This window comes from Kitasatospora sp. NPDC094028, from assembly GCF_049543595.1.
GTDB lineage: Bacteria > Actinomycetota > Actinomycetes > Streptomycetales > Streptomycetaceae > Kitasatospora.
The window spans coordinates 1-26117 of record NZ_JBMVFA010000054.1; the positions used below are offsets into that span (position 1 = coordinate 1).

Consider the following 26117-nt stretch of genomic DNA (forward strand, 5'->3'; position numbering starts at 1 on the left):
CGTCTCCATCGCCCGCACCCTGGCCACGCCCACGGCCGTGGCCCACACCCCGGACGGCTCGACCCGTCCCGCCTCATCGGTCATGCGGTCAGCCTAGCCGCGCCGCCGGGGCGTCACATCGGCGTGGTGGGCACGGGCATCGGCCTGGTTCCCGTGTACGGGGCTTGACCTTGCCCCAGGGGCAGGGTTCGACGATGGTCCGCATGAACAACAACGCGCTGAGCGCCGTAGCAGCCGAGATCCGCGAGCAGGCCGCCGCCTTCTGCGAGTCCAACCACGTCCCCGGGTTCGTGGCGGGCGTCCACCACGTGGGCGAGCAGGTCGTCGTCGCCCACGGTGTCGCGAACGCCGCCACCGGAGCGCCGATGCTCGACGACACCGGATTCCTCTTCGGCTCGGTCACCAAGGTCCTGACCACCACACTGGTCCTCCAGCAGGTCGAGCGCGGAGTCCTGGACCTCGACGTTCCGGTGGTGAGGTACCTGCCCGAGTTCGCCCTCAGCGCGCCGGGCGCGGCGGACCGGATCCTCGTGCGGCATCTGCTCTCGCACACCAACGGCATCGACGCGGACCTGTACTTCCCCGACGCCAAGGGCCGCGACGCCCTGAAGACCTACGTTCAGGGCCTTGCGGGCAGTTGCGGCGCCCTGTTCGAGCCCGGCGAGCAGCTCAGCTACTCCAACGGCGGCATGATCGTGGCGGGCCGCCTGCTGGAGGCGGTGACCGGACTGCCCTTCCCCGAGCAGCTCAGGCGCGAGGTGTACGCACCGGTCGGCATGACGGACTCCGGCACCTCGGCCGAGGAGGCCGTCCTGCGCAGCACGGCGGTCGGCCACTTCCTGGACCCGGCCACCATGGCGGCCAGGCGCACCGGCATGTTCATGCTGCCCGACACCTGGGGGCCGGCCGGCGGCACGCCGATCGGTACCGTCGCCGACCTGCTCGCGTTCGGGCGCACCCACCTCGCCGGCGGTGTGTCCCCGTCGGGCGCACGCGTCCTGTCGGCCGAGTCGGCCGCGTTGATGCGGCAGGTGGCGTTCGACATGGGCACCCCCAACACCCCGCCGATGGGCATGGGTTGGGTGCTGTACCCGTTCGGCGACACGACCGTCCTGGCGATGTCGGGCGCCTCGCCGGGCGGAGTGTCCATCCTGTGCGTCCTGCCCGAGCACGACCTGGTCTTCACCGCGTTCGGCAACAACCCGGCGGCGATCCTGCTGCAGGACCGGATCCTGCGGTGGCTGCTCACCGAGTACCTCGGCGTCCCGCTCCCCGCGCTGATCACCGAGCCGGCCGAGGACGTCGACCTCGCCCCGTACGTGGGCGTGTACCGGTCCAACCAGCTGCGCGTCGACGTCAGTGTCGTCGACGGCCAGTTGGAGGAGCGGACGACCTACGAGCCGGCGGACGCCTCGCAGGAACGGATCTTCACGGAGTTCGCCGGCGGGACGACCTCGGCCCCGCCGCGCCGTCTCGTGCCGATCCGCCCCGGCCTGTTCGCGCCGGCCGGGTACCCGCTGGAAGCGTTCGACGGGTACCTGCGCCTGCTGCTGGTGTCCTACCACGACGTCCGCGACGGCCGGGCGCGCTTTCGCAACGGCGGTGGCCGACTGACCCGCCGGGACTGATCGGCCGGGTCCGGTCGGCCGGGTCTGGTCGGCCGGGTTCGATCCGCCCGGTCCGAGCAGCCGCCGAACTGCCGTCCCGTGGGAGGATGTCCACCATGCTCACGATCGGCCAACTCGCCGACTACGCCGGGGTGACCACCAAGGCCATCCGCCATTACCACGAGCGCGGCCTGCTCGCCGAGCCCGACCGCGACTCGTCCGGCTACCGGCGCTACGGCGCCGAGCACGCCCTCACCCTGGTCAAGATCAGGACGCTCGCCAACGCGGGCGTGCCACTGGCCCGCGTCAAGGGCCTCCTGGACGCCGACCCCGACACGCTCGCCACGGCCATCGCCGAGATCGACCACGATCTCCGGGGTCGCATCGCGCAGTTGCGCCGAGCCCGTGCGCAGCTCGCTCAACTGTCCGGCGGTGAGCGGCTGTTCGTCTCCCCGGAGGTCGTCGACCATCTCGACGAGCTGCGCGGGCTCGGGGTCAGCGAGCGCCAGGTGCGCCTGGAGCGCGACGGCTGGATCCTGATGCGCACCGCCTCGCCCGAGGACGCCGACCGGTGGTTCGCGGAGAAGCGCGAGTTCATCACCGACCCCGAGTTCCGCGCCCTCTACCTGGAGACCGACGCCGGCTACGACTGGTCACCGGACGACCCGCGCCTGCCCGCACTCGCCGAGCGCACCCGGACGTGGCTCGCCAACCGCGACCGCCGCCGGTCCCGGGCCGAGCCCGTCGACAATCCGCGGATCGCCCGGCTGACCGCGCAGTCCCAGGCCGGCGCCTCCTCCCCGGCCTGGGAGCGCCTCGCCCAACTCATGAGGGGCTGACGCCTCCGGGCGCCGTGGGCCGATCCGCCGTCAGCAGGGGCCGGCGCCGGGGCCGCCCAGGTGGAACGCGGTGGCGGTGGCCCGTCCCGAGTCGTAGAGGGCGGGGCTGGTGGCGGTGACCGTCAGCCGGGGGGAGTCGGCGGAGTCCAGCAGCTGGAAGTCGCGGATCCAGCCGGAGCCGGGGGCGCTGCCGAAGCGGCCGTCGCCCATGGACTCGCAGGTGCTGCCCGCCGCGTGGGCGACCTCGCCGAAGGCGGTGATGGTCTGCGCGCGGGTGTAGCCGCCGTTCCAGAGCGAGCCGGGGAAGTAGCCCACGGCGTGCTGGTTGTAGAAGATCCACCAGTCGCCGCCGAGGTTGACGATCCCGTAGCGTCCGGCGTCCCCGGGCCGCAGGGCCATGCCGGCGGTCACGGTGCGCGAGACCGGCACGAAGCCGCAGGCGTTGTAGCAGCTCTCCTGGCCGTCCACCCAGTGGTAGACGAACAGGTGGGGCAGCAGGTCGCCGTTGAGGCCGAGGTCGACGGTCCAGCCGACCTCCACGGTGGACTTCCTGTCGGCGGACTGCACGGCCAGCTCCTGCAGCGAGTGCGAGGAGGTGTCGCCGGGCTTGAGGGTGGGGGCGGACTGGAGCATCTGGACGCTCGCACCGGCGGCGTCGGTCTTCTGACGGCCCGACACGTAGTCGTAGCAGGCGCCGAACCAGCAGACCGGGCCGGAGCCGCCGGCGAGCGGCGCGGCGGCGGAGGGAACCGCCGGCGGGAGGGCGTGCCGTGCGGACGCCGCCGCCGTGGTCGGGGCGGTCGGGGCGGCGGCGGTGGCCGGGGTGGCGGCCGGCAGGCCGAGGACGGCCGTCAGGAGGGCGGTGCCGAGGATGGTTCGCCGAGTGCGCATGGGGGTCCGTTCAGCGAGAGCGAGTACGGGGGGCGGAGCGAGTGCGTGCGGGGTCGGCCCGAGTCCGGTCCGGGGGAGTCCTGACCCGGTATTAACTACCGACTTAAACCGGCTTACATTGGGGATTAAGTTAGCGGCGGCCACACCGGCACGCAATAGCCTGGGCGCGGCAGCGCGACCGGGACACAGGACAGGAGCGGCATGGCGGGCGACCAGGACGACCAAGGCAACCAGGCCGACCAGGGAAACCAGGCCGACCAGGGAAACCAGGCAAGCCAGGGTGACGACGACCGGCTGCGGATTGGCAGACGGATCCAGGAACTGCGCGCCGAACGCCGGCTCACCCAGCGCGCGTTGGCCGAGCCCGCCTACACGGCGGCGTACGTCTCGACCCTGGAAGCCGGAAAGGTCCGACCCTCCGAAACCGCCCTGCGCTACCTCGCCGAACGGCTCGGAGTCAGCGCGGAACAGCTCGCCACCGGACGCCCCGCCCACTACGCCACCGATCTGCGGCTGCGCCTGGCCGACGCCCGCCAGACCCTGTGCACCGGCGAATCGGCCGACGCCGCCGCGCAGTTCACCGACCTGGCCGCCGAAGCGGCCCGCTACGAGCTGGCCGACGAGCAGGCAGCGGCACTGCTCGGGCTGGGCGACTGCGCCCTGGAGGTCGGCGAACTCGACGATGCCATCGGCCACTTCCGCGCCGCCGAGGACCTGCTGCGGGACGCCCCGCTGCCCCGCAGGGTACCGGCGCTGCGCGGCCGGGCGGTCGCCCACCTGCTGGCCGGCGACGTGCGCTACTCCTGCTACCTGCTGGAGAGCACGATCGACCAGCTCAACGCGGCCGCGCTGCCCGATCCGCAGGCGCTGCTGCTGCTCTACTCCGCGGTGATCGCCCCCTACCTGGACCTGGGCGCGCACCGCCGGGCCGTACAGGCGGCCGAACTGGCCCTGGCGCTCGCCGCCCAGGTGGACGATCCGATCGCGGTCGCCCGCCTGCACCGGTCGGTCGCCCGCACCATGCTCGCCGACGGCCGGGCCGCCGAGGCCGACGCCTCACTGGCCCGCGCCCAGGAGCTCTACCAGCAGCTGCGGATCCGCACCGAACTGGCGCACTGCCACTGGATGCGCGGCTACCTGCGCGCCCAGGACGGCGACCTGCCCGCCGCCGAACGCGAACTGCGCACCGCCCGCGCGATGCTGACGGACCGTCATGCCGCGCTCTACACCCAGCAGATCGACGTCGAACTCGCCGACGTCCTGCGCCGCTCCGGCCGCAGCGACCAGGCGGCGGCACTGCTCGCGGACCTGCTCGGCTCGCTGCACCCCAAGCGCGGCGCGGTGCACGCGGGCGCCGCCCACCGGCTGCTGGGGCGGATCGCCGAGGAGCGCGGCGCAGCGGCCGACGCCGAGACGCACTACCGCACCGCCCTGGACGTGCTCCAGCACGCCGGGGCCACCGCCGACCTGGCCGACCTGTGCCGACTGCTCGGCGACCTGCTGCGCCGCACCGGCCGCGCGGAGGAAGCCCTCGACGTCTACCGCAGCGGCCTCGACCACCAGGCCACACCCGGCACCACCACCCTCGGCCCGGCGCCGACCGCACCACCGCTCCGGTCGAACGCGTCGATCTAGCGCCGGACCGAGTACTCGTGGGAGCCCGATCCTGGCAGCAGCTCACCCCACGTATAGTGCAGGCGTTTTGGGACACTGATGGTGACATCGCCGAGGAGGCCGTTGCATGGAGCCCGTCACTCTGATCACTGGTGGATCGACCGGAATCGGTGCCGCCACTGCCCGCACCCTCCTGAAGCAGGGCCACCGGGTGGCGGTCACCGGACGTGACGCGGGCAAGCTGGCCGCCTTCGCCGCGTCGGCCGGAGCGGGTGAGCGCCTGCTGACGATCACCGGCGATGCCGCCGAGGCGGAGGACGTCGCCGCCGTCGTGCACCGCGTGGTTCAGACGTGGGGCCGACTGGACAACGTCATTGCCAACGCCGGATTCTCGCTGCCCGGCAACCTGGAGAGCCACGCCCCCGAGGACATGCGCGCCATGGTCCTCACCAACGTTCTGGGCCCGGCCCTGCTGGTGCGCGAGACCCTGCCGCAGCTGCGGGCGTCCAAGGGCCGGATCGTGTTCATCGGTTCCGTCGCCGGGGTGCGCAACACGCCCGGCAACCTGTACTCGGTCACCAAGTGGGCCGTGCACGCGCTGGCCGAGAACACCCGGCTGCTGGTCGGCAAGGACCTGGTCGGCGTGACCGTCGTCGCCCCCGGAGTGGTGGACACCGCGTTCTGGGCCGAGCGTGGGGGCACCCCCGAGGACGCGATGACCCCCGAGCAGATCGCGGACACGATCGCCTTCGTGCTCAACCAGCCCGCGGGCGTGGACATCAACCAGATCACCCTGCGGCCGACCGGGCAGCTCGGCTGACGCGCGTACGGCCCCGGGGGCCTACTCCGGCCGCGGGTGCGCCGTGCCCGCGGCACGGATGCGCCGGCTGAGGAAGAGGGCCAACGCGCGCCGCGGCGGGCCCGGCACCAGCGGGGGTGTTCTCCGGCAATGGGTGGAGCACGCCCCCGCTGGCCGGGTGGGTCAGGACGGGCGGCCACCGGGGTGCCAGGGGTGGACTTCGATGGTGGCGTAGCGGTCCGGGGTGAGGATGGCGCGGGCGGCGGCGGGGCTGGGGGCGCGGAGGAGGGTGGCGGTGCCGAGCCAGGTGGTGGCGTCGTCGGAGAGGAGGGGGCCGTAGGCGACGAGGTCGTCGTGGTCGGTGGGGAGGGTGAGGTCGGCGGGCTCGCCCTCGCCGAGGCCCAGGACGAAGTAGCGGTCGTCGCCTTCGCGGCCGCCGGGGAAGTCCCACATGGTGCGGCCCAGGAGGTTGCGCCAGCGGCGGAGCAGGACGTCGCGGTAGACGCCCGCCTGGTAGGTCGGTTCGTCGAAGGCGAAGGCGCGGGCGGCGGGGTCGGGCAGGTCGAGGATGTGCACGCTGCCGGTGGGCAGCTCCCGGTCCTCGGTGAGGGTCGGGCCGCGGGCGATCATCTCGCGGGCGAAGCCGTCCATGTAGGACCAGTGGGTTTCCAGCATCGCGTCGCGCAGCGGCAGGGAGCCGGTGCGGTCGCGGTGGTAGGCGAGGAATTCCATGCCTCATGATCACTGCGGCCCGGCCCTCGGGGCGAGCGGATTTCCGGCGACGGGTCGGTCAGGGCCGGGACGGGCGTCGGGGTGCGCCCATCGCCTGCAGGACGGAGTTGTCGAGCGGGCTGGTGGCGAGGCGGCGCAGCACGGCGGCGAATGCGGTGCGCAGGCGGGCGGGCGCGGGGGAGTGGGGCGCGGTGAGGACGGACATGCGGTTCACCTCCGGGGTGTGGCCTGCGGACCTGCAGGTGATCACCAGCCTGCACCGGGTCGAACCGGGCGCGGGTGTTCTTGACGGTCTGCTGACGAGGCTCTGACGGAACGTGAATTCGCGGACGAAGGGCGGGCGGGGCCGAGAGCGTCGGTAGGATCTGTGCCCAAGCGAGGTCGGGGGGCATGTACACGTGGAGACGGTCGGGCCGTTCCGGGTGCTGGCGGTGCTCGGGCAGGGCGGGATGGGCCGGGTGCTGCTGGGGGTCGCGCGGGACGGGCGACCGGTGGCGGTGAAGCAGGTGCACGCCGAGTTCGCCGAGGACGAGGGGTTCCGGGCGCGGTTCCGGCGCGAGGTGGAGGCCTCGCGCCGGGTGTCGGGCGCCTACACGGCGGCCGTGATCGCCGCCGACCCGGACGCACCGACGCCGTGGCTGGCCGCGCAGTTCGTGCCCGGTCCGACGCTGGGCGAGGCGGTGGCCGCGGCCGGGGCGCTGCCCGAGGAGGCGGTGCGGCGGCTGGCGGCCGGGCTGGCGCAGGCGCTGACGGACGTGCACCGGGCGGGGCTGATCCACCGTGACCTGAAGCCGTCGAACGTGATGCTCACCGGGGACGGCGTGCGGGTGATCGACTTCGGCATCGCCCGGGCCGCCGAGGGGCAGGACACCAGGCTCACCCGTACCGGCGCGATGATCGGCTCGCCCGGCTACATGGCCCCCGAGCAACTCGACGGGCGCGAACCCACCGCCGCCAGCGACGTGTTCGCGCTGGGCGCGACGCTCGTGGTGGCCGCCACCGGCCGGCCTGCGTTCGGCGGGGAGTCGCTGCCGAGCGTCCTGTTCAACGTGCTGCACGGCGAGCCGGACCTGGCGGGCGTGCCGGTGGCCCTGCGGCCGATCGTCCGGGCCTGTCTCGCGAAGGACCCGGCTGCCAGGCCGACCCTGCAGGACGTGCTCGCGACGGTCGGCCGGATCACCCCCTCGGCGCGGCCCTGGCCGGACCCGGTGCACCGGCTGCTCGCCGAGCGGGAGGCTTGGCTGGTACGGCAGTTGGGCGCGGCGGCCCGGACGCCTGCGGTCGCGCCGACGCCCGAGCCCGTCCCCGGGCCGATGCCCGCGCCCCAGCCTGTCCCCGAGCCCGAGCCTGTCCCCGCGCCCGCGCCTGTCCCCGCGCCCGTGCCGGTGCCCACCCGGCCCGCGACGGCCGCCGCCGTCGAGCCGCCGCCCCGGCCGCGCCGCCGGCGCGGCCTCCGGGTGGGGCTGGCGCTGGGCGGGATCGCCGTGGTGCTCGTCTCGATGACCGGTGTCGGCCCGGCGGACCTCCAGGACCTGCTGTTCCCGGAGCCCGTCCCGACCCCGGGCAACGTCCCGCTCTCCCAGGTCGCGGACAAGTACGCCGTGGTGGTGCCGAGTTGCACCGACGCGCAGAAGGTGAAGGTGCCCGCCGAGTTCTCCCTCTCCGCCGGGACCGTCGACGGCGGCGACTACGAGCGGCCGGACAAGGAGGGCAAGCGCCTGGAGAACTTCTGCTGGTGGAACACCCGCACCGGCGACAAGCTGTACGTCTCCTGGGACACCTTCGCGAGCGTCCCCGGCGGCCGGACCGGCGCCGAGCGGGCGAAGGACCGCTACGAGAGCCTCTACATGGGCGGCCGGACGCGGGACGAGAGCATCCACTACGCCGAGGAGGGCTTCTGGCTGCCCGAGCGCTTCCTCCGCAACGAACACTGCGCGCTCTACCTCCGGGACGTCAACATCACCGTGGACGTGTTCGTGGACGGCGCCGACTACCCGAAGGGCCGGTGCGGGGAGACGACCAAGGCGATCGGCGAATCCGCCGTGCAGCTGGCGGCGGCGGTCTCCCGGAACGGCCCCGCGCCCCGCCCGACCCCCACCCGCACCAAGCCGGGGACGCCCTGATGCGCGCGCGCCGGGACTCCGACCCGGCCGAGGTCGGGCCGTACCGCGTGCTGGGCGAGCTGGGCCGGGGCGGGATGGGCCGGGTGCTGCTCGGGGCCGCGCCGGACGGGCGGCTGGCGGCGGTCAAGCAGGTGCACGGGCGGTACGCGGCGGACGACGGGTTCCGGGCCCGCTTCCGGCGCGAGGTCGTCGCCTCCCGGCGGGTCTCCGGTGCCTACACGGCCGCCGTGCTGGACGCCGACGTCGAGGCGGCCACGCCCTGGCTGGCCTCGGTGTTCGTGGTCGGCCCCTCGCTCGGCGCCGCCGTGGAGGTGGCCGGGCCGCTGCCCGCCGACGCGGTGCACCGGCTCGCGGTCGGGCTGGCGACGGCCCTGGTGGAGATCCACCGGGTCGGCCTGGTCCACCGCGACCTCAAGCCCGAGAACGTGCTGCTCGCCGAGGACGGCGTGCGGGTGATCGACTTCGGCATCGCCCGGGCCGCCGAGGAGGCCACCGAGCTGACCCGCACCGGCGGGGTGATCGGCTCGCCCGCGTACATGTCGCCCGAACAGGCCGAGGGCCGGGCGCTCGGCCCGGCCAGCGACGTGTTCTCGCTCGGCTCGCTGCTCGTCCTGGCGCTGTGCGGCCGCAACCCGTTCGCCGGGGCGACCACCCTGCAGACCCTGTACAACGTCGTGCACACCGAACCCGACCTGGGCGCCGTCCCGGCCGCCACCCGCCCGCTGCTGGCGGCCTGCCTGGCCAAGGACCCGGCCGCCCGGCCCACTCCGGCGCGGCTGCTCGATCTGCTCGGGCCCGTCGCCCCGGTCCCGCGGGCCTGGCCGGAGGCCGTGCACGCGCTGATCACGGCGCAGCAGACGGCCGTGGACGGGCTGCTCGGCGCGGGCGAGGGCGCGGGAGCCGTACCTCAGGGCACCGGACCCGAGGCCCGGACGGTGGTGGTGGACCCCCGGGCGGCGCTCCGGGAGGCCGCGGCACCCGGCGGGGCGACCGCCCTGGACCCGGAACCACCACCCGCCGCCGGTCCACCCGCCGCCGGTCCACCGGCCGCCGCACCGGCGTCCGCCGTCCGGGGCCGCCCCCGCTTCCGCCGGGTCGCCGCCCTCGCCGCCGCCGGCGTGCTCGTCGCGGGTCTCGGCGTCGGCGGGTACCTGCTGTGGGGCCCGCAGGACGGCCCGGCAGGTCCGGACAAGTACGTGAAGGCGCCGATCTGCGCGGAGGCGGCGGGCCGGCTGAACCTGCCCGCCGACCAGCGCAAGCCCGACAAGGACTGGTACGTCGAACGGACCGACTCCGCCGAAACCCGCTGCTCCTGGTACGCCTCGTCCGTCGTCCAGGGCGTCCGGTACGAGGACAAGGACCCGTCTGCCACCGTCCGCTGGGAGCTGCGGCGCAGCGCCGGCAGCGGCGGGAACGCCACCAAGGCGCAGAGCGACGACTTCTCCGACGCGGCGAAGAAGGACCGGCTGGCCGACGCCCCCGGCATCGGCGACGAGGCCTACTGGGACCATCCCGGCCGCGGCGAGACCTGCGCCCTGGTCGCCCGGGACGGCAACCTGCGCCTGTGGGTCGGGCTCGGGGGCGACGGCCACCCGGAGCCGGACTGCAAGGCGCAGGCCGCCGCCGTCGCCCGGGCGGCGCTGGCCGCGATGCCGCGCTGAGGCGGGGTCAGGGCAGCGGCGTGAACACCGGGGCGGTCGGGCCCGGGACGGCCGGGGCGGAGGTGCTCGGCGACGGCTTCGGCGGGTTCGGACGGTCGGGGCCGTCGAACGCGCCCAGCAGGAACCCCAGCAGCCCCGCCGCCACGGCGAGGGCGAGGACGGCCGCCAGGGTCAGGAGGAGCCGGCGTCTCGGGCCGGGCGGCTCGACGGCGTCCTTGAGCCCACCGGAACTGTACGGAACCGGCCCTTGGGCGGCGGGCTGAGGTCCCCAGATCCCGCCCGGGGCCGGGGCGAAGCGCGGCGGCCGGGGTCGCCACGGCGGTGGCACGGGCGCGGGTGGGACGGGTGGCACGGGCGCCACCGGCGGCAGAACCGCCGGTCCCCGCGTCTCGGGCACCACCCCCACCAGCCCCGTCGACATCGGAACGTTCGGAACGTCCAGCAGTGACGCCAGGAACCGCCGCCACCACGCCACTTCCGGCCCGGGCCGCGGGCATGCCGCAGGCGCGCCCGGACCAGGAGCCGGGCGGCGCCCGGTGTCCGAGGCGAGCAGCGAGCGCAGGTACCGACGGTGGAAGGTCACGGCGCCACCTCCTCGGACCGTCCGCGGTCCCCGGCGGCCCCGTCGCCGTCCGGCGCCGGGCCCTGGACGATCTCGCGGACGCTGCCGAAGGTCCCCAGCTGCCGGATCAGCGCCGGTGCGGAGGCCCCGGCGGCGACCGCCGCGTACAGGCCGGTGACCTGCGAGTGGAGCAGCCAGCCGGTGAGGGCGCCGAGGGCGACCCGGCTGAGGCCGGCGGCGAGGTCGGCGGTCGGGTCGATGTAGTGGCGCAGGGGCGGCAGGCGGCGGCGTTTCTCGTCGCGGGCCTTGTGCCGGGCGGCCTGCCAGGCGAGCAGCCGTCCGTTGGCGATGACCAGTTCGACCAGCGCGCCGCCGACCGCGCCGTATCCGGCGGCCTGAGCCCAGTCCAACCGTGCTCCCTCCAGGGCGGGTTGTGATGTGCGGGCCAAGCATCGTGCATCCGGGGGCGGTGGATCAAGGCGGTTGGTGAACTCTTGGGGGCCCGTTGCCCGTCGGGCCGGTGGTAGGGGCGCGGAGCGGCGTGCCCCGCGGACCCCGCTCGGCCGGAACTCCACCGTGGCCCCACCGGCCACCCTCGCCGCCACCATGTCCAGAGCGCCCATCCGGCGATGCTCCCAGGCCCCGCCGGACGGGCCAACCGGTTTCCCGCCCGTACCGGCGCCTCGTAGTCCGGCTTCGCCACCGGCCTCACCGACCCTAGTCCCAGGTGTGCCCCAGCGGGCACATGTGTGAAGGGCGGTGCAGGAACCGTCTGATGCAGGTCTTCCCGCATGCGTTGACCGGGCACGGGCCTCCGCAGTACCTGCGCTGGGCGTCCGGGTCCGTCTGTGCCCAGACGTCCCCGAATGAGCACTGGTGATCCCCGTCGTGCCCGAGGGAGTACATGCAGGGGGACGACATCTGACGGTCGTCGGAGCAGGTGGGGCACGGTCCCATGTCGCACGGCTCCGCCAAGGGAGCCCCGCCCGGCGGCAGGCCGCCGTCATCGGATGCGGAATCGCTCATGAGGAGGCCTCCTCGCGATCGTCGATGCGTGACGCGGAATCCGGCACCTTCGCCGCTGGTGGACGTCCCGTCCGAGCCGGGCACCTTCTTCCCATCATGCTCGACCCGATCGAATCCGCAACGACAGCAGGCGGCGTCACCCGGGCGGGTGAGTCGGGCGCCGGGGCCTCCGGGGTGCGGTCCCGACCGCGTGCCGGCGGGCCCAGCGGGCCGCCGGAGGGCCGTGGCGGGGCGGGCCCGAGGGCGTCCCCGCCGCGTCCGCGCGGGTTCTCGACCGGCGCCCGAGCGCCCGGGCTCGTACCGTCCGGGCAGAGGGCCGCGTGCCCTCTTCGATCCCCGATCCGAGGAGGCAGCCATGGATGCCGCCCGCACCCCGTCACCGCCCCCGCCCCCGCCGCCGGGAGTCGGCGCCGCGCCCGCGGCCCGGCCGGCGGGCGCCAGGCCCACGTGGTCCGCGCCCGCGGTGGAGTGCCACCGCACCGGCGCCGAGGTCACCGCGTACGCCGGACGGGCCGCGCAGTGGCGCGACCGCTGAGCCGCGAGCAGTTCGCGGCCAGGCTGTACGACCTGCGCGGACGGTACTGGGACACCCACCCGTTCCACCTGCGCCTGCACTCCGGTGGCTGCACACCACCGGAGCTGCGGCGCTGGGTCGCCAACCGCTGGTACTACCAGCTCTGCCTGACCCGCAAGAACGCCGCGATCATCGCCAACTGCCCGCTCCCGGAGGTCCGCCGGGCCTGGGCCGGCCGGCTCGCCTACCAGGACGGGCCCGGACCGAGTGGTCCTGCCGCCAAGGGCGGCCTGGCCGACTGGCTGGTGCTCGCCGAGGCGGTCGGCCTGGACCGCGCCGAGGTCCTCGACGAGCGGCACGTCGCCCGCGGGGTGCGCTTCGCCGTCGACGGCTACCTGCACTTCTGCCAGACCCGGCCGTGGACCGAGGGAGTGGCGGCGGCGCTCACCGAGATGTTCTCGCCCGACCACATGGCCGACCGGGTCACCGCCTGGCGCGCGCACTACGGCTGGATCGCCCCGGCCGGGTACGCCTACTTCGAGCACCGCATCCCGGTCGCCCGCGAGGACAGCGCCCGCACCCTCGAACTCGTCCTGGACCACTGCGTCACCGAGGCCCAGCAGCAGGCCGCCGTGGCCGCGCTGGCCTTCAAGTGCGAGGTGCTGCGGGCGATGCTGGACGCCGTCGACTACGGGGCCGACCGATGAACCCGGCCGTCCCGGGTCTGCGCGCCGGCGTCCGGCTGGTGCACGACCCGGCGCGCGGACGGACCGCGCTGCTCCACCCCGAGGGCGTGCTGCTGCTCAACGACACCGCCGCCGCCGTGCTGCGGCACTGCGACGGGCGCCGCGACGCGCGAGCGGTCACCGCCGGGCTCGCCGAGGAGTACGCGGGGGTGGACGCCGCCCAGGTGGACGCCCTGCTCGCCGACCTGGCCGAACGGCGACTGCTCACCCTCGACGGCACCGGCGCCCCCGCACTCCCCACCACGGCCGCCGCCCCGGCCGCCACGGTCCGTACCCCCGCCCCGCTCGGACTGATCGCCGAACTCACCTACCGCTGCCCGCTCCAGTGCACCTACTGCGCCAACCCCGTCGAACTCGCCCGCTACCGCGCCGAACTCGACACCGCGCAGTGGCGGCGGGTGCTCGACCAGGCCCGCGCGCTCGGCGTGCTCCAGCTCCACCTCACCGGCGGCGAGCCGCTGCTGCGCCCCGACCTGGCGCAACTCGTCGCCCACGCCCGCGAGTCGGGCCTCTACACCAACCTGGTCACCAGCGGTGTGCCGCTGGCCGCCGGCCGGGCCGGCGAACTCGCCGAGGCGGGCCTGGACCACGTACAGCTCTCGCTCCAGGACACCGACCCGGGCCGCGCCGACGCCGTCGCCGGGATCGCCGCCCACGACCGCAAGCTCGCCGCCGCCCGGCAGTTCACCGCCGCCGGGCTGCCGCTGACCGTCAACGCCGTCCTGCACCGCGGCAACCTTCCCCGGCTCGGCGCCCTCGCGGACCGGGCGGTCGAGCTGGGCGCCGACCGGGTCGAGCTCGCCCACGTCCAGTACTACGGCTGGGCCTGGCGCAACCGCGCCCACCTCGCCCCCGACCCCGAACAGGTCCGGCAGGCCGAACGGGACGTCGCCGCCGCCCGGCGGCGCCACGGCGGGCGGATCGAGATCGTGCACGTCGCCGCCGACCTGCACGACGGCACCGTCAAGCCGTGCATGAACGGCTGGGGCCGGGAACAGCTCGCGGTGGCCCCCAACGGCGACGTCCTGCCCTGCCTCGCCGCCGCCGGACTGCCCGGCCTGACGCCGCCCAACGCCGTCACCGACGGCCTGGCGGCGAGCTGGCACGACTCGCCCGCGTTCAACCGCTTCCGGGGCACCGACTGGATGCCGGAGCCGTGCCGCAGCTGCGCGCTGCGCGAGCTGGACCACGGCGGCTGCCGCTGCCAGGCCTACCAGTTCACCGGCGACCCGGCCGTGACCGACCCGGCCTGCCGGCTCTCCCCGCACCACCACCTTGTCACCGCCCCGGCCCCGGCCGACACGCCGGCCCCGGCACCCCGACGCTTCCGCTGAAGTCCCGCCAAAGGAAGGCCACGTGCAAATCCGCATCCTCGGGACCGCCGCCGGCGGCGGCCTCCCGCAGTGGAACTGCGGCTGCACCGAGTGCACCACCGCCCGCCGCACCGGTACCGCCCGCACCCAGGACTGCCTGGCGGTCAGCGGCGACGGCCGCGCCTGGTACCTGGTCAACGCCTCCCCGGACCTGCGGACCCAACTCCTCGCCGCTCCCGAACTCGCCCCCGCCCCCGGCACCCGCGACACCCCGCTGCGCGGCGTCCTGCTCACCAGCGCCGAACTCGACCACACCCTGGGCCTGTTGACCCTGCGCGAGGCCGTCGGCCTGACCATCCACACCACCGCGCCGGTCCGCCACGCACTCCACCACGCCTTCCCCGTGGGCCCGCTCCTCGCCGCCTACACCACCGCCGCCTGGCACACCGCCACCCCGGGCAAGCCCGTCCACCTCGCCGGCGGCCTGCACGCCGAACCCTTCGCCCTCGGCGGCAAACGCCCCCGCTACGCCACCGACCTCCCGGCCCACCCCGACTGGGTGACCGGCTACCGCTTCACCCAGGACGGCAGCGCCGCCTGCGCCGTCTACGCCCCGGGCCTCGCCGACTGGACACCGGCCATGGACCGCGCCGTGACCGGCGCCGACCTGGTCCTCCTCGACGGCACCTTCACCACCCCCGACGAACTCCCCGGCCGCACCCCCGGCATGGGCCACCTCCCCATCCGCGACTCCCTCCCCCACCTCACCCACCACCCCGGCCCCCGCTACCTGTACACCCACCTCAACAACACCAACCCCCTCACCCGCACCACCCCACCCGAGCTGGCGGCAGCAGGCGCCGCGATCGCCGCGGACGGCCGGCTGATCGAGCTCTGAACCCCGGCGCGGCCCGGAACGCGGGTGTGCCCGACCGGAGAACCGGTCGGGCACACCCGCGATGGACGCCCCAGGCCCGTCAGTGGCTGCCGAAGGCCACGATGTGGCCGTCCCGGGTGCCGACGAAGACGCGGCCGCCGTCGGTCGCGGGCACGACGAACTTGGCCGCCGTGCCGATCGGGAAGGAGCGGCGCAGGTGCATGACGCCGTTGACGGGCACCGCGTCGTAGACCCGCAGTTCGCCGCCGACGCCGCCCGCGCCGGAGCCGGACCAGACGGCCCAGACCAGCGCGGAGGAGGGGTTGGTCCCGTTGGAGGTGACCAACGGGGAGCCGGAGCCGTAGCCGAAGCCCTCGTTGCTGGTGCCGGCGCTGGTGAGGACCGGGACGCCGGCGCCGTTCACGCTGTACTTGAGGGCGCGCATCGGGGAGTGGCCGTTGCCGGTGTCGGTGGCCACCGTGTAGATGTAGCCGCCGCCACCGCCGAAGACGGCCGGGTGGCCCCAGATGCCCTCGAAGGGGCCGGCCATGCTGACCGGGTTGTCGGTGCCGTTGGGCCCCTGGCCCATGCCGCCGAGGTTGTCGCGGTCGAGCAGGAAGACCCGGCCGTCCTTGCCGACCTCGACCAGCAGGCGCGGGTGCGCGGCGGTGCCGAAGCCGCCCGGCAGCGCCGTCGGCCCGCCGGAGCCGAGGTCGGTGTCGTTGCTGTCCATGGTCTTGTTGTTGGTCGGGCTGAAGAAGTCCCGGGCGCTGAGACTGCCGTCCGTGTTCACGCCGAGGCGGATCACCGACTCGCCGAGGTGGGCCGGGGGCTGGTTGCCGGGGCCGGGGCTCGGCGAGGCGCCCGTGCCGGCGCCGTTGCCGGTGGCGACGAAGATCCGGCCGGAGCCGTCCGAGACCAGCCCGCCGCCGCTCTGCCAGATGCCCGCCTCCATGGTGTCGGAGCCCGCCTCGGTGGACCACATGGTGAGCTTGCGGGTGGAGACGTTGACGCCGACCACCTGGCCGACGTAGGGGCCGGTGTCGCAGTAGGAGGCGAAGGCCGCGTACACCGAGCCGTTCATCAGCAGTAGGCCGGGGCGCCCGTTGGCGGTCTTGGCGTTGAACGGGTGGCCCGGGCTGTTCGTCGGCGAGCCCTGGATGGTCACCGGCCAGCCCGCCCGCTCGGCGCCGGTGGAGGCGTTCAGCGCGTGGAAGTACCAGTGCGGGTGGTCGGCGTCGGGGCCGTCGTTGGCCTTGCTGGTCAGGTAGAGGGTGTTGGACGACGGGTCGTACACCGGCGTGGCGGTGATCCCGGTGTGTGCGGCGGGGTCGCTGCAGCCGACGGTCGAGGTGGGCCAGGCCGGGCCGAGCTGACGGGTCCAGTTGGCCTTGCCGGTGGCGGGGTCGAGGCCGTAGACGTCGTTGTTCTCGGTCGCGGCGATCACGTTGGTGCTGGTGACCAGCGGCTGGGCCAGCACCGCGCCGCTCACCGCGGTGGACCAGCGCTGCCCGAACGTCGAGGCGGACACCTGGGCGGGCGACAGGTTGGGCTCGTTGGCGTCCCACCCGGTGCGCTTGTTGTTGATCGAGACGGTGGGATCGACGGCCTGCGCCGGCGCCGCGAAGCCGAGCAGCAGCAGGCCCGCCGTCGTCGCCGCCCCCGTCCTGAGCCGGAGCAGCGCCCGTCCCCTTCTTCCTCCTCTGCTTCGCCGGTGCGTCGGTGAACTGAGTCGCGTCATGTGATCCGCCCTGGTCTCCGGGGTTTGCCGTGGACGCCGAGGTCCGGCCGAGCGCCCATTGTGGTGACGCTGAGTCAGGACGGTGCGCAACCGTCGGGCGACGCGGCGACAGTTCACGCGAGGGGAGCAGCGGGCCCCGGCGGCGGCCGGGATCCGGGCGAACTACAGTTCCCCCGTGACCGACACCCACGGAGCCCGCCTCGGGGCCGAAGCCGCCCGCCTGCTGCGGGAGCTGCACGACTGCGCGATCGAACCCGGCCTCACCGCCGAGGAGTTCGAGCGCGTCGAGGCGGAGTACGGCTTCCGCTTCGCCGACGACCACCGGGCCTTCCTGGCGGCCGGACTCCCGGTGAGCGAGCCGCCCGAGGAGGGCGCCACCTGGGAGCGACCGTGGCCGGACTGGCGCGACGGCGACCCCGCCGATCTGCGCTCCCGGCTCGCCTGGCCGGCGGAAGGCGTGCTGGACGCCGTCGAGCGCGGCGGCTGGCTCGACGAGTGGGGCATGCGGCCGCCGACGACGGACCGGGCCGTCTCCGTGGTCACCGGCCTGATCGCGGCCGCGCCCCCGCTGGTGCCGCTCTACGCACACCGCTTCATCCCCGCCGGGCGCGGCACCAGCGGTCACCCGGTGCTGTCGATCTGGGGGACGGACATGGTCTACTACGGCGCCGACCTCGCCGAGTACATCGACCACGAGTTCGCCCAGCCGGGGGGCTTCGCCGTTCCGGAGGGTTGGAACCCGCAGGCCACCGTGCCGTTCTGGAAGGACTTCCTCGGGTAGTCGGGCACCCTCACTCGCACGGGCCGCTTCCGGGGGCGGTCGTCGGGCGGGCCGGGTTAGGACTGGACGGGACACCACCGGTCACCGCCCCGGCCCCGCGCCGGGCGGCCTCACCATGCTGGGACCCCACCATGAACGACTCCCCGACCGTCGGTGCGACCGTGCGCCTCGTCGAGCCGGACGGGTCCGCCGGGCCCGTGCTCGCGCACGGGTTCCTCACCGGGCCGAGCACCGTCCTCGTCCCGGACCCGCCGGAGACGCTCGGCGACCCCTGGCGGCGCTACCTGGTCGAGATCGGGCCGAACGGGAGCGGCGACGGCTCCGCGCCGGAGGCCGTGCGGGTGGCCGGGATCAGCCTGGCCGCCACCTCGGCGGAGGGTGTCCGGGTGGCGGCCGCCGTCCTCGCGCTGGTCGGGCCGTCCCGGCACGCGGACCTGGCGGCCGTACGGACCACGCTGCCGGCCCTCACCGACAGCCTGCGCCGGCACCAGGGCGACCTGTGGTCCGCGTACGCCGCCCTCGGCTTCGCGGTCGCGGCCCCCGCCGAGCCGGCCCCCGCCGAGCCGGCCCCCGCCGAGCCGGCCCCCGCCGAGCCGGCGGCCTCCGGCCAGTCCGCCGACCAGTCCGCCGACGCCTGGTGGATCGGGCAGGCCGGGCACGATCTGGTGGTCTTCGCCCAGGGCATCTGCTGCATCAGCGTCAACTGCGGTGGCTGCAAGTAGCCGTGAGCACCGTCGCGCAGGCGCAGCCCGCCGCCGACCGCCGGCGCTGGCTGCGGTCCACCCGGCTGCAGGACGCGGCCCTCGCCCTGGCCGTGATCGTCCCGGAGGCGTTCTTCTTCGGCGACCCGGTCGCGCCCGGCACCACCTGGCGCGAGCAGCTGGAGCTGGTCGCGCTCTGCCTGCCCGAGTTCCTGGCGCTGCTGTACCGGCGGCGCCGGCCGGTTCCGGCGTTCGCGGTGGTGTGGGCGGTCGCGGTCTGCGCGGACCTGCTGACCATCACCACCGACTTCCAGTTCACGCCGTACTTCGGGGTGCTGGTCGCGCTCTACACCCTCGCCCGCGCGGGCGGCCGGACCACCGCCCTGGCCGCCCTCGCGTTCGCGCTGGTGCCCGCCGGGCTGGCCGTCTGGTACACCGTCGAGCACCTCGCGGCGCCCGGCTACCGCACGGCCGCGCTGATCGCCGGCGTCGCGTTCTACCTGCCGGTGACGGCCGCGACCTGGGGCGTCGGCGTGTGGGGCCGGGCCGTCGCCGAGGCGGCCGAACGGGACCGCCGCGAGCTGGCCCGCGCCCGCTGGGCCGTCCGGCACGAGCGCACCCGGATCGCCCGGGAGCTGCACGACATCGTGGCCAACGCGGTGGCCGTGATGGTGCTCCAGGCCGAGGCGGCCCGCGCCGCCGGGCCCGCCCTGCCGGCCGGCGCGTGCGACGCCCTCGACCGGATCGAGGAGGTCGGCCGGGGCGCGATGGGGGAGCTGCGGCGGCTGCTGCGGCTGCTGCGCACCGCCGACGCCACCGTGGAGAGCGGTGCGGGGCGGCGCGGTCTCGCCGACCTGGCGGCGCTGCTGGAGGACGTCCGGCAGGCCGGGGTCGTGGTCGACCTGGAGGTGCACGGCACCCCGGCGCACCTGGACGACAGCGTCGACCTGACGGCCTACCGGCTGGTGCAGGAGGCCGTCACCAACGTGACCAAGCACGCGGGGCCGGGCAGCCGGGCGGTGGTCCGGATCGACTGGTCGGACGTGCTGGGCCTGGAGGTGGTCGACGACGGCGCCGGCCGCCCCCGGACCGGGCCCGGCCGCGCCCTGTCGACCGGCCACGGCCTGCTCGGCCTCGCCGAACGCGTCGCCCTGTTCGGCGGCGAGCTGACCGTCGGGCCCTACCGCGACGGCTTCCGCGTCGCGGCCACCCTGCCGCTCAGCCCCGCGCCGGATCCCGCGCCGGAGCCCGCGGCGCCGAACTGACGGCCGGGCCGGCGCGCGCCATGGGTGAACCCCGGTCGGCCGGTCGGCCGTGGTTCCGGGCGTGGGGCCCGGGTGCGGCCCCGGTGGTGGAAGGGGTGCGGAGGATGGGCGGTTTCCGGCCGGCGGCGGTGTTCGACACGGTGGACCCGGTGACCGGGCCGGGCTTCGCGCCCGACCGGCCGCGGCTCGCGGCGGGCGGCGCGCGGGAGGCCGTCGCCCGGTACCTGCACGCGGGCACGGCGGTGCTGCTCACCCCGATGCTGATGGACGACGTGGTCGACCCGCGGCGTCAGGGCGTCGTCCCGATGGGCTTTCGCACCGACGGGCGGTGGATCTGGACCGACACCGTGACGTACTACCTGGAGGAGTACGGGCTGGCGCCCGACCCGGAGCTGCTCGCGCACGTGCGCGAGCAGGGTGACGGGCCGTGGCCCGAGCCGGAACCGGGGGTGCTGGAGCAGGCGGCGTCCTTCGTGCTCACCCCGCCGGAGGCGGCGGCCGAACCGGTGTGGACGGCCGGGTAGCGGTACGCCGCCCCCGGGCCGCCGTCGAGGCGGCTGAACCCGGGCGGCCGCCTGGCCCGTAGCTCCCCACAGGAGTGTCGTCGAACGCAGGGGAAGCATGGTGGGCGAGGAGAAGCGCCGCGGGTCGGGGGCCTCGGGCTCGGCCGGGTTCCGACTCCCGGCGGTGAACTGGGCGCTGGCGGCCGAGGAGGAGACGGCGGCAATCCCACCCTCTACACCGTGCAGAGCGGCGGTTCGGCCGGCTCGTTCAGCATCAACCAGACCGCCAACCAGGGGAGTTGGGTGGATGCGGGCAGCTACGCGTACCGTGGTGCGCTGTCCGTCACCCTGCACACCCGCGGCCTGGACTGGTCCGGCGACGGCAAGACGTACGCCCACCACGCCGCCAGCGCCGTCCGGGCGACCTGTACGCCCTGACCACGCCCTGACCACGCCCTGACCACGCCCCGAGCAGGCCCCGACCACGCCGTGACCGGCCCGGCCGGCCCTGACCCGGCCGGCCCCGGACCTGCACGGCGAGGCCCGGGACCTCCACGACACGACGAAGGGAACCCAGGCATGTCGCGCCCGGTGCTGACGGTCTGCGCGGAGCGGCAGGAGCCCGGCTCCTACCGCACGATCGGCGAGGCCGTCCAGGCCGCCCGCAGCGGTGCGGTGATCTCGGTGCGCCCCGGCCGGTACGAGGAGAACCTCGTCCTCACCAAGGTGGTGAGCATCACCGCCGAGGACGCGCGGGGCAGCGTGCGGATCAGCCCCCGGCGCGGCTCGGTCGTCCAAGTACTTGCCGAGGCCGTCCAGTTGACCGGCCTGGTGCTACAGGGGCAGGACGAGGACCTGCCCGCCGTCGACGTCCCGCGCGGGCAGCTCGCCGTGCAGGACTGCGAGGTGGTCGGCAACTCCTGGACGGCCGTGCTCACCCGCCAGCAGGGCGAACTGGCCATGCGCGGCTGCCGGGTCGTCAACCCCGCCGGCGCCGGCCTGGTCGAGACCTCCACCGGCTCCAGCGTCATCGAGGACAGCGTCGTCGAGCACCTCGGCACCTCCGCCCTGGTCATCGGCGAGCGCGCCAATCCCACCGTGCGCCGCTGCGTGCTGCGCGACGCCCGGGGCAACGGCGTGTGCGCCAACGGCGAGTCCCGCGGCGTGCTGGAGGACTGCGAGATCTCCGCCACCGACAAGCCCGCCGTCGCCATCGAGGAGCAGAGCAGCACCCGCCTGGTGCGCACCGGGATCCGCGACGCCGAACTCGGCGTCTTCGTCGGTTCCACGGCCCGGGTCGTGCTGGAGGACTGCACCGTCACCGCCGTGCGCGGCCACGGCTACGTGCTCACCAACGGCACCGACCCGCTGCTGCGCCGCTGCCGCGCCGCCCGCACCCAGGGCCACGGCCTGCACATCGCCGGCCGCGCCCGCGGCACCCTGGAGGACTGCGAGGTCACCGCCGCCGCCCAGGCCGGCATCCACGTCGGCGAATCGGCCGGCCCCAGCCTGCTGCGCGCCGTGGTGCGCGACGGCGAGGGCGACGGCGTCGAACTCACCGGGGAGAGCGCCGCCGAGTTCGACCGCCTGGAGGTCCACGGCCCGGCCGGCACCGGCATCGTCGTCCGCGAGGGGGCCAACCCGCTGCTGCGCCGCACCACCGTCACCGCCGCCGGCGGGCACGGCATCGAGGTGCTGCGCGACGGGCGCGGCCGGATCGAGGACGCCACCGTGCTCGACTCCGGCAAGCACGGCGTCCGGATCGGCGACGGCGCCAACACCTACCTCGGTGCCAGCCTGCTGCGCGGCGGCCGGGCCTGCGGCGTCTCGGTCGGCCCGGAGGGCGTCGCCACCCTGCGTGACGTCGAGGCCGCCGACCACGCCCAGGACGGCGTCAGCGTCGAACGCGGCGGCGAACTCACCGCCACCCGGGCCCGGTTGCGCGCCAACCGCCGCCACGGCCTGCACCTGCTGCCGGGCGCCCGCGCCACCCTGACCTCCTGCCGGCTCACCGGCAACACCGTGGACGGGCTGCGCTCCGAGTCCGCCGAGCCCGTACGGCTCACCGACTGCCTGGCCGCCGAGAACGAGGGCGCCGGGCTGCGGCAGACCGAGCCCACCGACCGCCTCGCCGTGGAGAACCTCGACAGCCGGGACAACCGCTCGCCGGACGCCCACGGCGCCGCCACCGCGACCGCCGCCCCCGGCGACCCCGCGGCGCACGGCGGCGACGCGCTGGGGCAGCCGCAGCCGGCCGCGGCCGGGCCGCAGGGGCCGCAGGCCGTCCTGCAGACCCTGGTCGGGCTGGAGGGCGTCAAGGCGCAGGTCGCCACCCTGGTCAACCTCAACAAGCTGGCCCGGCGCCGCGAGCAGGCCGGGCTGCCCGCCCTGCCGATGAGCCGCCACCTGGTGTTCGCCGGCCCGCCCGGCACCGGCAAGACCACCGTGGCCCGGCTGTACGGCGCGATCCTCGCCGAACTCGGCGTGCTCCGCAGCGGCCACCTCGTCGAGGTCGCCCGGGCCGACCTGGTCGCCTCGATCATCGGCGGCACCGCCCTCAAGACCACCGAGGTGGTCAAGGAGGCGCTGGGCGGCGTGCTGTTCATCGACGAGGCGTACACCCTGTCGGCCGGCTCCGGCGGCACCGGGCCGGACTTCGGGCGGGAGGCCATCGACACCCTGGTCAAGCTGATGGAGGACCACCGCGAGGACCTGGTCGTCATCGTCGCCGGGTACGAGACCGAGATCCGCGAGTTCCTGGCCTCCAACCCCGGCCTGGCCTCCCGGTTCAGCCGCACCGTCGAGTTCCGGAACTACAGCGTCGACGAGCTCACCACCATCGTCGAACACGCCTCCGGCGGGCACGGCTACGAACTCGCCGAGGGCACCCGCGAAGCCCTCACCGTCCACTTCGAGCGGATGCCCAAGGGCGCCGACTTCGGCAACGGCCGGGCCGCCCGCAAGGTCTTCGAGGAGATGGTCGACCGGCAGGCCTCCCGGCTCGCCGCCCTCGAACACTTCGACAACGCCGACCTCACCCGGCTGCTGCCCGCCGACGTCGGCGAGGAGGCCGCCGCCGCGGCCGCCCGCGCCGCCGCCGGCCAGGACGAGCCCCAGGCGCCCGGCCTGCTCGACCGGCTGCGCGACATGGTCGGCCTGGCCGCCGCCAAGCAGCAGGTCGAGGACCTGGTCAACCTCACCCGGCAGACCCGCCGCCGCCTCGACGCCGGCCTGCCCGCCGCCACCATCAGCCACCACCTGGTCTTCGCCGGCCCGCCCGGCACCGGCAAGACCACCGTCGCCCGGCTCTACGGCGAACTCCTCGCCGAACTCGGCGTGCTGCCCTCCGGCCAGCTCGTCGAGACCGCCCGCGCCGACCTCGTCGGCCGCTACATCGGCCACACCGCCCAGCTCACCCGCGACGCCTTCGAACGCGCCCGCGGCGGCGTCCTGTTCATCGACGAGGCCTACACCCTCACCCCCCGGGGAGGCGCCGGCGGCGACTTCGGACAGGAGGCCGTCGACACCCTGATGAAGCTCATGGAGGACCATCGCGACGAGGTCGTCGTCATCGTCGCCGGCTACGAGGACGAGATGCGCGGCTTCCTCTCCTCCAACCCCGGCCTGGCCTCAAGGTTCTCCCGCGAGATCACCTTCGACCACTACGCGGACGACGAACTCGTCACCATCGTCCGTCTGCAGGCCGAGACCTCCGGGTACCACTGCACCCCGGAGACCCTCGCCGCCCTGGCCGGCCTGTTCGGCGCCGCCTCGCGCGACCGCTCCTTCGGCAACGGGCGCTTCGCCCGGCAGGTCCTGGAAGCGATGATCACCCGCCAGGCCGGCCGGCTCGCCCGCCTCGACGTCGCCGACCTCGACGAGCTCAGCCTGCTGCTGCCGCAGGACATCCCAGCCGACCGGATCGGCGGCCAGGCGTGAGGACGGCGGCGGCCGGGGCGTTCGGGCTCGTCGCGGCGCTGCTGCTGCCCGTGGCCGGGCCCGCCGCGGCCGTCCTCGGCCCCCGTGTCCGCGCCCGCGGCTGGCGCCCGGGCCGGCTGCCGCAGGACGGGGAACGCACTGTCAGTGCCCCCTCATAGTGTGGGAACACAACGACGGAGGGGGCGCCGGAAGGCGTCGGGAAAGGGGTGGACCATGTCCGCGAACCGGATCAAGCACAAGGTCAACCACGTCTCGCTGGTGGTCGACAAGTCCGGCTCGATGGGGCCGCACGCGACCCAGCTCGTCCGGGTGGTGGACGAGTTCGTGAAGGGCCTCCAGGAGGAGTCCGACCGGCTCGGGCACGAGACCCGGATCAGCCTCTACGCCTTCGACCACCAGGTGCAGAACCTGGTCTGGGACATGGACGTCAAGCACCTGCCGTCCCTGCGCGGCCTCTACTCGGTCGACAACGGGGCGACGGCGCTGATCGAGGCGGCCGTGAAGTCGATCGACGACCTGAAGAACATCTGGGAGGGCTACGGGGAGCACTCCTTCCTCCAGGTCGTCGTCACCGACGGCGAGGAGAACGCCTCCGGCTGCTCGGAGAGCGGCGAGATGCACACCAGGACGGGCGGCCGGGGCTCCGCCGTCCTGAAGAACTGGCTCGGCCGCATCCAGGGCGCGATGGACGAACTGCCCGACCACTGGACGTCGGCGATCCTGGTCCCCAACTCGCTGGCCAAGCGCACCGCGCAGGAGTACGGCTTCCCGGCGGGCAACATCGCGATCTGGGACGCGGACTCCAGCAAGGGCGTCGAGGAGGCCATCGGCACCGTCAAGTCGGCCGCCACCAGCTTCCTGCGCGGCCGCGAGCAGGGCGTGCGCGGCACCAGGAACCTGTTCGCGATGGGCCAGGACCTGAGCACCGCCGACGTGACGGCCAACCTGGACGCGCTCGACACCGGCAAGTACATCCTGGTCCCGGTCGACCAGCAGCTGCCGATCCGCGAGTTCGTCACCACCGCCGGGCACGCGTACACGACCGGCTGCGCCTTCTACGAGCTGTCCAAGCGCGAGAAGATCCAGGGCAGCAAGCAGATCGCCGTGGCGGAGAAGGACCCGGCCACCGGCCGGATGACCGGCCGGGTGTTCTCGGGCCCGGCGGCCCGCCGGCTCCTCGGCCTGCCGAACGCGGAGGCCACGGTGAAGCCGGGCGAGAACCCGGCGTACACCGTGTTCGTCCAGTCGACGTCCGTCAACCGCAAGTTGGTGCCCGGCACCAAGCTGCTCGTCATGCTCTGACCGGGAGCGCCCTCGCCGCCGTCGCCGCAGCCCCCTCCGGGTTGCGACACGAGGCCGGGGGAGTGCCGCCGTCGTGCTCGGAGGGTCTACCGCGGGCCCTCGGCCATGGCGTCGCCGATCAGGGCGGCGGCCTCCAGGAGGGCGAGCCGGGCGCGGGGGCGGAGCGCGGCGGGGTCGGCCAGCGGCAGCGCGACGGCGCCCCGGCAGCGGGTGGCGAAGTGCGCCGTCAACTCCTCGGCGGCGATGGGGCGTTCGCCGGGCCCGGCGGGGGCGCCGGCTCGGCCAGGAGCACGGCCATCGGTGTGGGCATCGATGCGGCCACCGGCACGCCCATCGGCGTGACCAGTGGCGCGGTCTCGGCGCGGGTGAACAGCCGCCGTTCGGCGGGCGGGATCAGCACGGTGCCGAGCGGGTCGAGCGGCCGCCGGGGCACCAGCGGGACGGGTTCCGGCCACACCGCGGGTGTGCAGTCGAAGGCGGTTCCGGTGGAGGCGGTGGCGTCGGAGCGGGCCATCGGCTGTCCTCCCGGGTGTGGTGCCGTCCCTCTACCGGACACCACGGCCCGCAGGCCGCTGCCGGTT

At 74.9% G+C, this 26117-nt stretch carries 25 protein-coding genes; 17 read left to right on the plus strand and 8 right to left on the minus strand.

Going from position 1 to position 26117, the window contains the following annotated elements; genetic code table 11:
• Nucleotides 1–203: 203 nt before the first annotated feature.
• Nucleotides 204–1628 carry a serine hydrolase domain-containing protein gene (locus ACPC54_RS39960; protein WP_498972298.1) on the plus strand — a complete coding sequence of 475 codons (1425 nt, stop codon included), beginning with the start codon at nucleotides 204–206 and terminating at the stop codon, nucleotides 1626–1628.
• A gap of 86 nt (nucleotides 1629–1714) precedes the next feature.
• A complete protein-coding gene (locus ACPC54_RS39965; protein WP_498972300.1) occupies nucleotides 1715–2446 on the plus strand; it encodes a MerR family transcriptional regulator in 732 nt (243 codons plus the stop codon).
• A gap of 30 nt (nucleotides 2447–2476) precedes the next feature.
• Here the strand turns inward: ACPC54_RS39965 and ACPC54_RS39970 are convergent, their stop codons facing one another.
• The gene (locus tag ACPC54_RS39970; protein ID WP_498972302.1) at nucleotides 2477–3337 is read right to left on the minus strand and encodes a neprosin family prolyl endopeptidase; all 861 of its coding nucleotides are present in this window, start codon (nucleotides 3335–3337) and stop codon (nucleotides 2477–2479) included.
• Nucleotides 3338–3538: 201 nt separating this feature from the next.
• Here ACPC54_RS39970 and ACPC54_RS39975 point away from each other — a divergent pair, with 201 nt between their 5' ends.
• Together ACPC54_RS39975 and ACPC54_RS39980 are read left to right on the plus strand one after the other, a co-directional pair.
• Nucleotides 3539–4972: a helix-turn-helix domain-containing protein gene (locus tag ACPC54_RS39975; protein ID WP_498972304.1), complete on the plus strand. Its 1434-nt coding sequence runs from the start codon at nucleotides 3539–3541 to the stop codon at nucleotides 4970–4972.
• A 106-nt stretch (nucleotides 4973–5078) separates the two neighbouring features.
• A complete protein-coding gene (locus ACPC54_RS39980) occupies nucleotides 5079–5771 on the plus strand; it encodes an SDR family oxidoreductase (protein ID WP_498972306.1) in 693 nt (230 codons plus the stop codon).
• Between the two features lie 162 nt (nucleotides 5772–5933).
• On the opposite strand, the gene ACPC54_RS39985 is transcribed toward ACPC54_RS39980, so the two are convergent.
• Together ACPC54_RS39985 and ACPC54_RS39990 are read right to left on the minus strand one after the other, a co-directional pair.
• Nucleotides 5934–6482, minus strand: a complete 549-nt coding sequence (locus ACPC54_RS39985; RefSeq protein WP_498972308.1) for a YciI family protein — start codon at nucleotides 6480–6482, stop codon at nucleotides 5934–5936.
• A 58-nt stretch (nucleotides 6483–6540) separates the two neighbouring features.
• Nucleotides 6541–6687 (minus strand): hypothetical protein, encoded by a 147-nt coding sequence (locus tag ACPC54_RS39990; RefSeq protein WP_498972310.1) that lies wholly within the window; start codon nucleotides 6685–6687, stop codon nucleotides 6541–6543.
• A 193-nt stretch (nucleotides 6688–6880) separates the two neighbouring features.
• Here ACPC54_RS39990 and ACPC54_RS39995 point away from each other — a divergent pair, with 193 nt between their 5' ends.
• Complete coding sequence (locus ACPC54_RS39995; protein WP_498972312.1) at nucleotides 6881–8605, plus strand: serine/threonine-protein kinase; 1725 nt, start codon at nucleotides 6881–6883, stop codon at nucleotides 8603–8605.
• Nucleotides 8605–10266, plus strand: a complete 1662-nt coding sequence (locus ACPC54_RS40000) for a protein kinase domain-containing protein (protein ID WP_498972314.1) — start codon at nucleotides 8605–8607, stop codon at nucleotides 10264–10266. Before ACPC54_RS39995 ends, ACPC54_RS40000 begins: the two co-directional genes overlap by 1 nt.
• A 7-nt stretch (nucleotides 10267–10273) precedes the next feature.
• Here the strand turns inward: ACPC54_RS40000 and ACPC54_RS40005 are convergent, their stop codons facing one another.
• Entirely contained in the window at nucleotides 10274–10594 is a 321-nt protein-coding gene (locus tag ACPC54_RS40005) for a hypothetical protein (protein WP_498972316.1), read from the minus strand.
• Nucleotides 10595–10845: 251 nt separating this feature from the next.
• Entirely contained in the window at nucleotides 10846–11238 is a 393-nt protein-coding gene (locus tag ACPC54_RS40010) for a hypothetical protein (RefSeq protein ID WP_498972318.1), read from the minus strand.
• Between the two features lie 971 nt (nucleotides 11239–12209).
• Between ACPC54_RS40010 and pqqA the strand changes: the two genes are divergently transcribed.
• The 4 genes from pqqA to pqqB are packed head-to-tail and all read left to right on the plus strand — an operon-like array spanning nucleotide 12210 to nucleotide 15325.
• Nucleotides 12210–12389, plus strand: a complete 180-nt coding sequence (pqqA, locus tag ACPC54_RS40015; protein WP_498972320.1) for a pyrroloquinoline quinone precursor peptide PqqA — start codon at nucleotides 12210–12212, stop codon at nucleotides 12387–12389.
• Nucleotides 12374–13075 carry a pyrroloquinoline-quinone synthase PqqC gene (gene pqqC / locus ACPC54_RS40020; RefSeq protein ID WP_498972322.1) on the plus strand — a complete coding sequence of 234 codons (702 nt, stop codon included), beginning with the start codon at nucleotides 12374–12376 and terminating at the stop codon, nucleotides 13073–13075. The genes pqqA and pqqC overlap by 16 nt, the downstream gene beginning before the upstream one ends.
• Nucleotides 13072–14448, plus strand: a complete 1377-nt coding sequence (pqqE, locus tag ACPC54_RS40025) for a pyrroloquinoline quinone biosynthesis protein PqqE (RefSeq protein WP_498972324.1) — start codon at nucleotides 13072–13074, stop codon at nucleotides 14446–14448. The genes pqqC and pqqE overlap by 4 nt, the downstream gene beginning before the upstream one ends.
• Nucleotides 14449–14470: 22 nt before the next feature.
• Nucleotides 14471–15325 (plus strand): pyrroloquinoline quinone biosynthesis protein PqqB, encoded by an 855-nt coding sequence (gene pqqB / locus ACPC54_RS40030; protein WP_498972326.1) that lies wholly within the window; start codon nucleotides 14471–14473, stop codon nucleotides 15323–15325.
• Nucleotides 15326–15404: 79 nt separating this feature from the next.
• Here pqqB and ACPC54_RS40035 read toward each other — a convergent pair whose 3' ends face one another.
• Nucleotides 15405–17045, minus strand: a complete 1641-nt coding sequence (locus tag ACPC54_RS40035; protein ID WP_498972328.1) for an outer membrane protein assembly factor BamB family protein — start codon at nucleotides 17043–17045, stop codon at nucleotides 15405–15407.
• 175 nt (nucleotides 17046–17220) lie between these two features.
• Here ACPC54_RS40035 and ACPC54_RS40040 point away from each other — a divergent pair, with 175 nt between their 5' ends.
• The 7 genes from ACPC54_RS40040 to ACPC54_RS40070 all read left to right on the plus strand — a co-directional run bounded on the left by ACPC54_RS40040 (nucleotide 17221) and on the right by ACPC54_RS40070 (nucleotide 25536).
• Nucleotides 17221–17826 (plus strand): hypothetical protein, encoded by a 606-nt coding sequence (locus ACPC54_RS40040; protein ID WP_498972330.1) that lies wholly within the window; start codon nucleotides 17221–17223, stop codon nucleotides 17824–17826.
• 131 nt (nucleotides 17827–17957) lie between these two features.
• Nucleotides 17958–18548: a hypothetical protein gene (locus tag ACPC54_RS40045; RefSeq protein ID WP_498972332.1), complete on the plus strand. Its 591-nt coding sequence runs from the start codon at nucleotides 17958–17960 to the stop codon at nucleotides 18546–18548.
• Nucleotides 18549–18550: 2 nt separating this feature from the next.
• Nucleotides 18551–19792: a sensor histidine kinase gene (locus tag ACPC54_RS40050; RefSeq protein ID WP_498972334.1), complete on the plus strand. Its 1242-nt coding sequence runs from the start codon at nucleotides 18551–18553 to the stop codon at nucleotides 19790–19792.
• Between the two features lie 104 nt (nucleotides 19793–19896).
• Nucleotides 19897–20316, plus strand: coding sequence for a hypothetical protein (locus tag ACPC54_RS40055; RefSeq protein WP_498972336.1), 420 nt, complete (start codon nucleotides 19897–19899; stop codon nucleotides 20314–20316).
• Between the two features lie 219 nt (nucleotides 20317–20535).
• A complete protein-coding gene (locus ACPC54_RS40060; RefSeq protein ID WP_498972338.1) occupies nucleotides 20536–20733 on the plus strand; it encodes a hypothetical protein in 198 nt (65 codons plus the stop codon).
• Nucleotides 20734–20874: 141 nt separating this feature from the next.
• Nucleotides 20875–24234, plus strand: coding sequence for a right-handed parallel beta-helix repeat-containing protein (locus tag ACPC54_RS40065; protein WP_498972340.1), 3360 nt, complete (start codon nucleotides 20875–20877; stop codon nucleotides 24232–24234).
• A gap of 213 nt (nucleotides 24235–24447) precedes the next feature.
• The gene (locus tag ACPC54_RS40070) at nucleotides 24448–25536 is read left to right on the plus strand and encodes a VWA domain-containing protein (protein ID WP_498972342.1); all 1089 of its coding nucleotides are present in this window, start codon (nucleotides 24448–24450) and stop codon (nucleotides 25534–25536) included.
• 86 nt (nucleotides 25537–25622) lie between these two features.
• Here ACPC54_RS40070 and ACPC54_RS40075 read toward each other — a convergent pair whose 3' ends face one another.
• Together ACPC54_RS40075 and ACPC54_RS40080 are read right to left on the minus strand one after the other, a co-directional pair.
• Complete coding sequence (locus tag ACPC54_RS40075) at nucleotides 25623–25766, minus strand: hypothetical protein (protein WP_498972344.1); 144 nt, start codon at nucleotides 25764–25766, stop codon at nucleotides 25623–25625.
• Nucleotides 25763–26050 (minus strand): hypothetical protein, encoded by a 288-nt coding sequence (locus ACPC54_RS40080; RefSeq protein WP_498972346.1) that lies wholly within the window; start codon nucleotides 26048–26050, stop codon nucleotides 25763–25765. The genes ACPC54_RS40075 and ACPC54_RS40080 overlap by 4 nt, the downstream gene beginning before the upstream one ends.
• Nucleotides 26051–26117: the final 67 nt, after the last annotated feature.

Bases quoted from the DNA above. Each gene is read 5' to 3' on its own strand.
- ACPC54_RS39960 (WP_498972298.1), top strand. From the start codon at position 204: ATGAACAACAACGCGCTGAGCGCCGTAGCAGCCGAGATCCGCGAGCAG.
- ACPC54_RS39965 (WP_498972300.1), top strand. From the start codon at position 1,715: ATGTCCACCATGCTCACGATCGGCCAACTCGCCGACTACGCCGGGGTG.
- ACPC54_RS39970 (WP_498972302.1), bottom strand. From the start codon at position 3,337: ATGCGCACTCGGCGAACCATCCTCGGCACCGCCCTCCTGACGGCCGTC.
- ACPC54_RS39975 (WP_498972304.1), top strand. From the start codon at position 3,539: ATGGCGGGCGACCAGGACGACCAAGGCAACCAGGCCGACCAGGGAAAC.
- ACPC54_RS39980 (WP_498972306.1), top strand. From the start codon at position 5,079: ATGGAGCCCGTCACTCTGATCACTGGTGGATCGACCGGAATCGGTGCC.
- ACPC54_RS39985 (WP_498972308.1), bottom strand. From the start codon at position 6,482: ATGGAATTCCTCGCCTACCACCGCGACCGCACCGGCTCCCTGCCGCTG.
- ACPC54_RS39990 (WP_498972310.1), bottom strand. From the start codon at position 6,687: ATGTCCGTCCTCACCGCGCCCCACTCCCCCGCGCCCGCCCGCCTGCGC.
- ACPC54_RS40000 (WP_498972314.1), top strand. From the start codon at position 8,605: ATGCGCGCGCGCCGGGACTCCGACCCGGCCGAGGTCGGGCCGTACCGC.
- pqqA (WP_498972320.1), top strand. From the start codon at position 12,210: ATGGATGCCGCCCGCACCCCGTCACCGCCCCCGCCCCCGCCGCCGGGA.
- pqqE (WP_498972324.1), top strand. From the start codon at position 13,072: ATGAACCCGGCCGTCCCGGGTCTGCGCGCCGGCGTCCGGCTGGTGCAC.
- ACPC54_RS40035 (WP_498972328.1), bottom strand. From the start codon at position 17,045: ATGACGCGACTCAGTTCACCGACGCACCGGCGAAGCAGAGGAGGAAGA.
- ACPC54_RS40045 (WP_498972332.1), top strand. From the start codon at position 17,958: ATGAACGACTCCCCGACCGTCGGTGCGACCGTGCGCCTCGTCGAGCCG.
- ACPC54_RS40055 (WP_498972336.1), top strand. From the start codon at position 19,897: ATGGGCGGTTTCCGGCCGGCGGCGGTGTTCGACACGGTGGACCCGGTG.
- ACPC54_RS40065 (WP_498972340.1), top strand. From the start codon at position 20,875: ATGTCGCGCCCGGTGCTGACGGTCTGCGCGGAGCGGCAGGAGCCCGGC.
- ACPC54_RS40070 (WP_498972342.1), top strand. From the start codon at position 24,448: ATGTCCGCGAACCGGATCAAGCACAAGGTCAACCACGTCTCGCTGGTG.
- ACPC54_RS40080 (WP_498972346.1), bottom strand. From the start codon at position 26,050: ATGGCCCGCTCCGACGCCACCGCCTCCACCGGAACCGCCTTCGACTGC.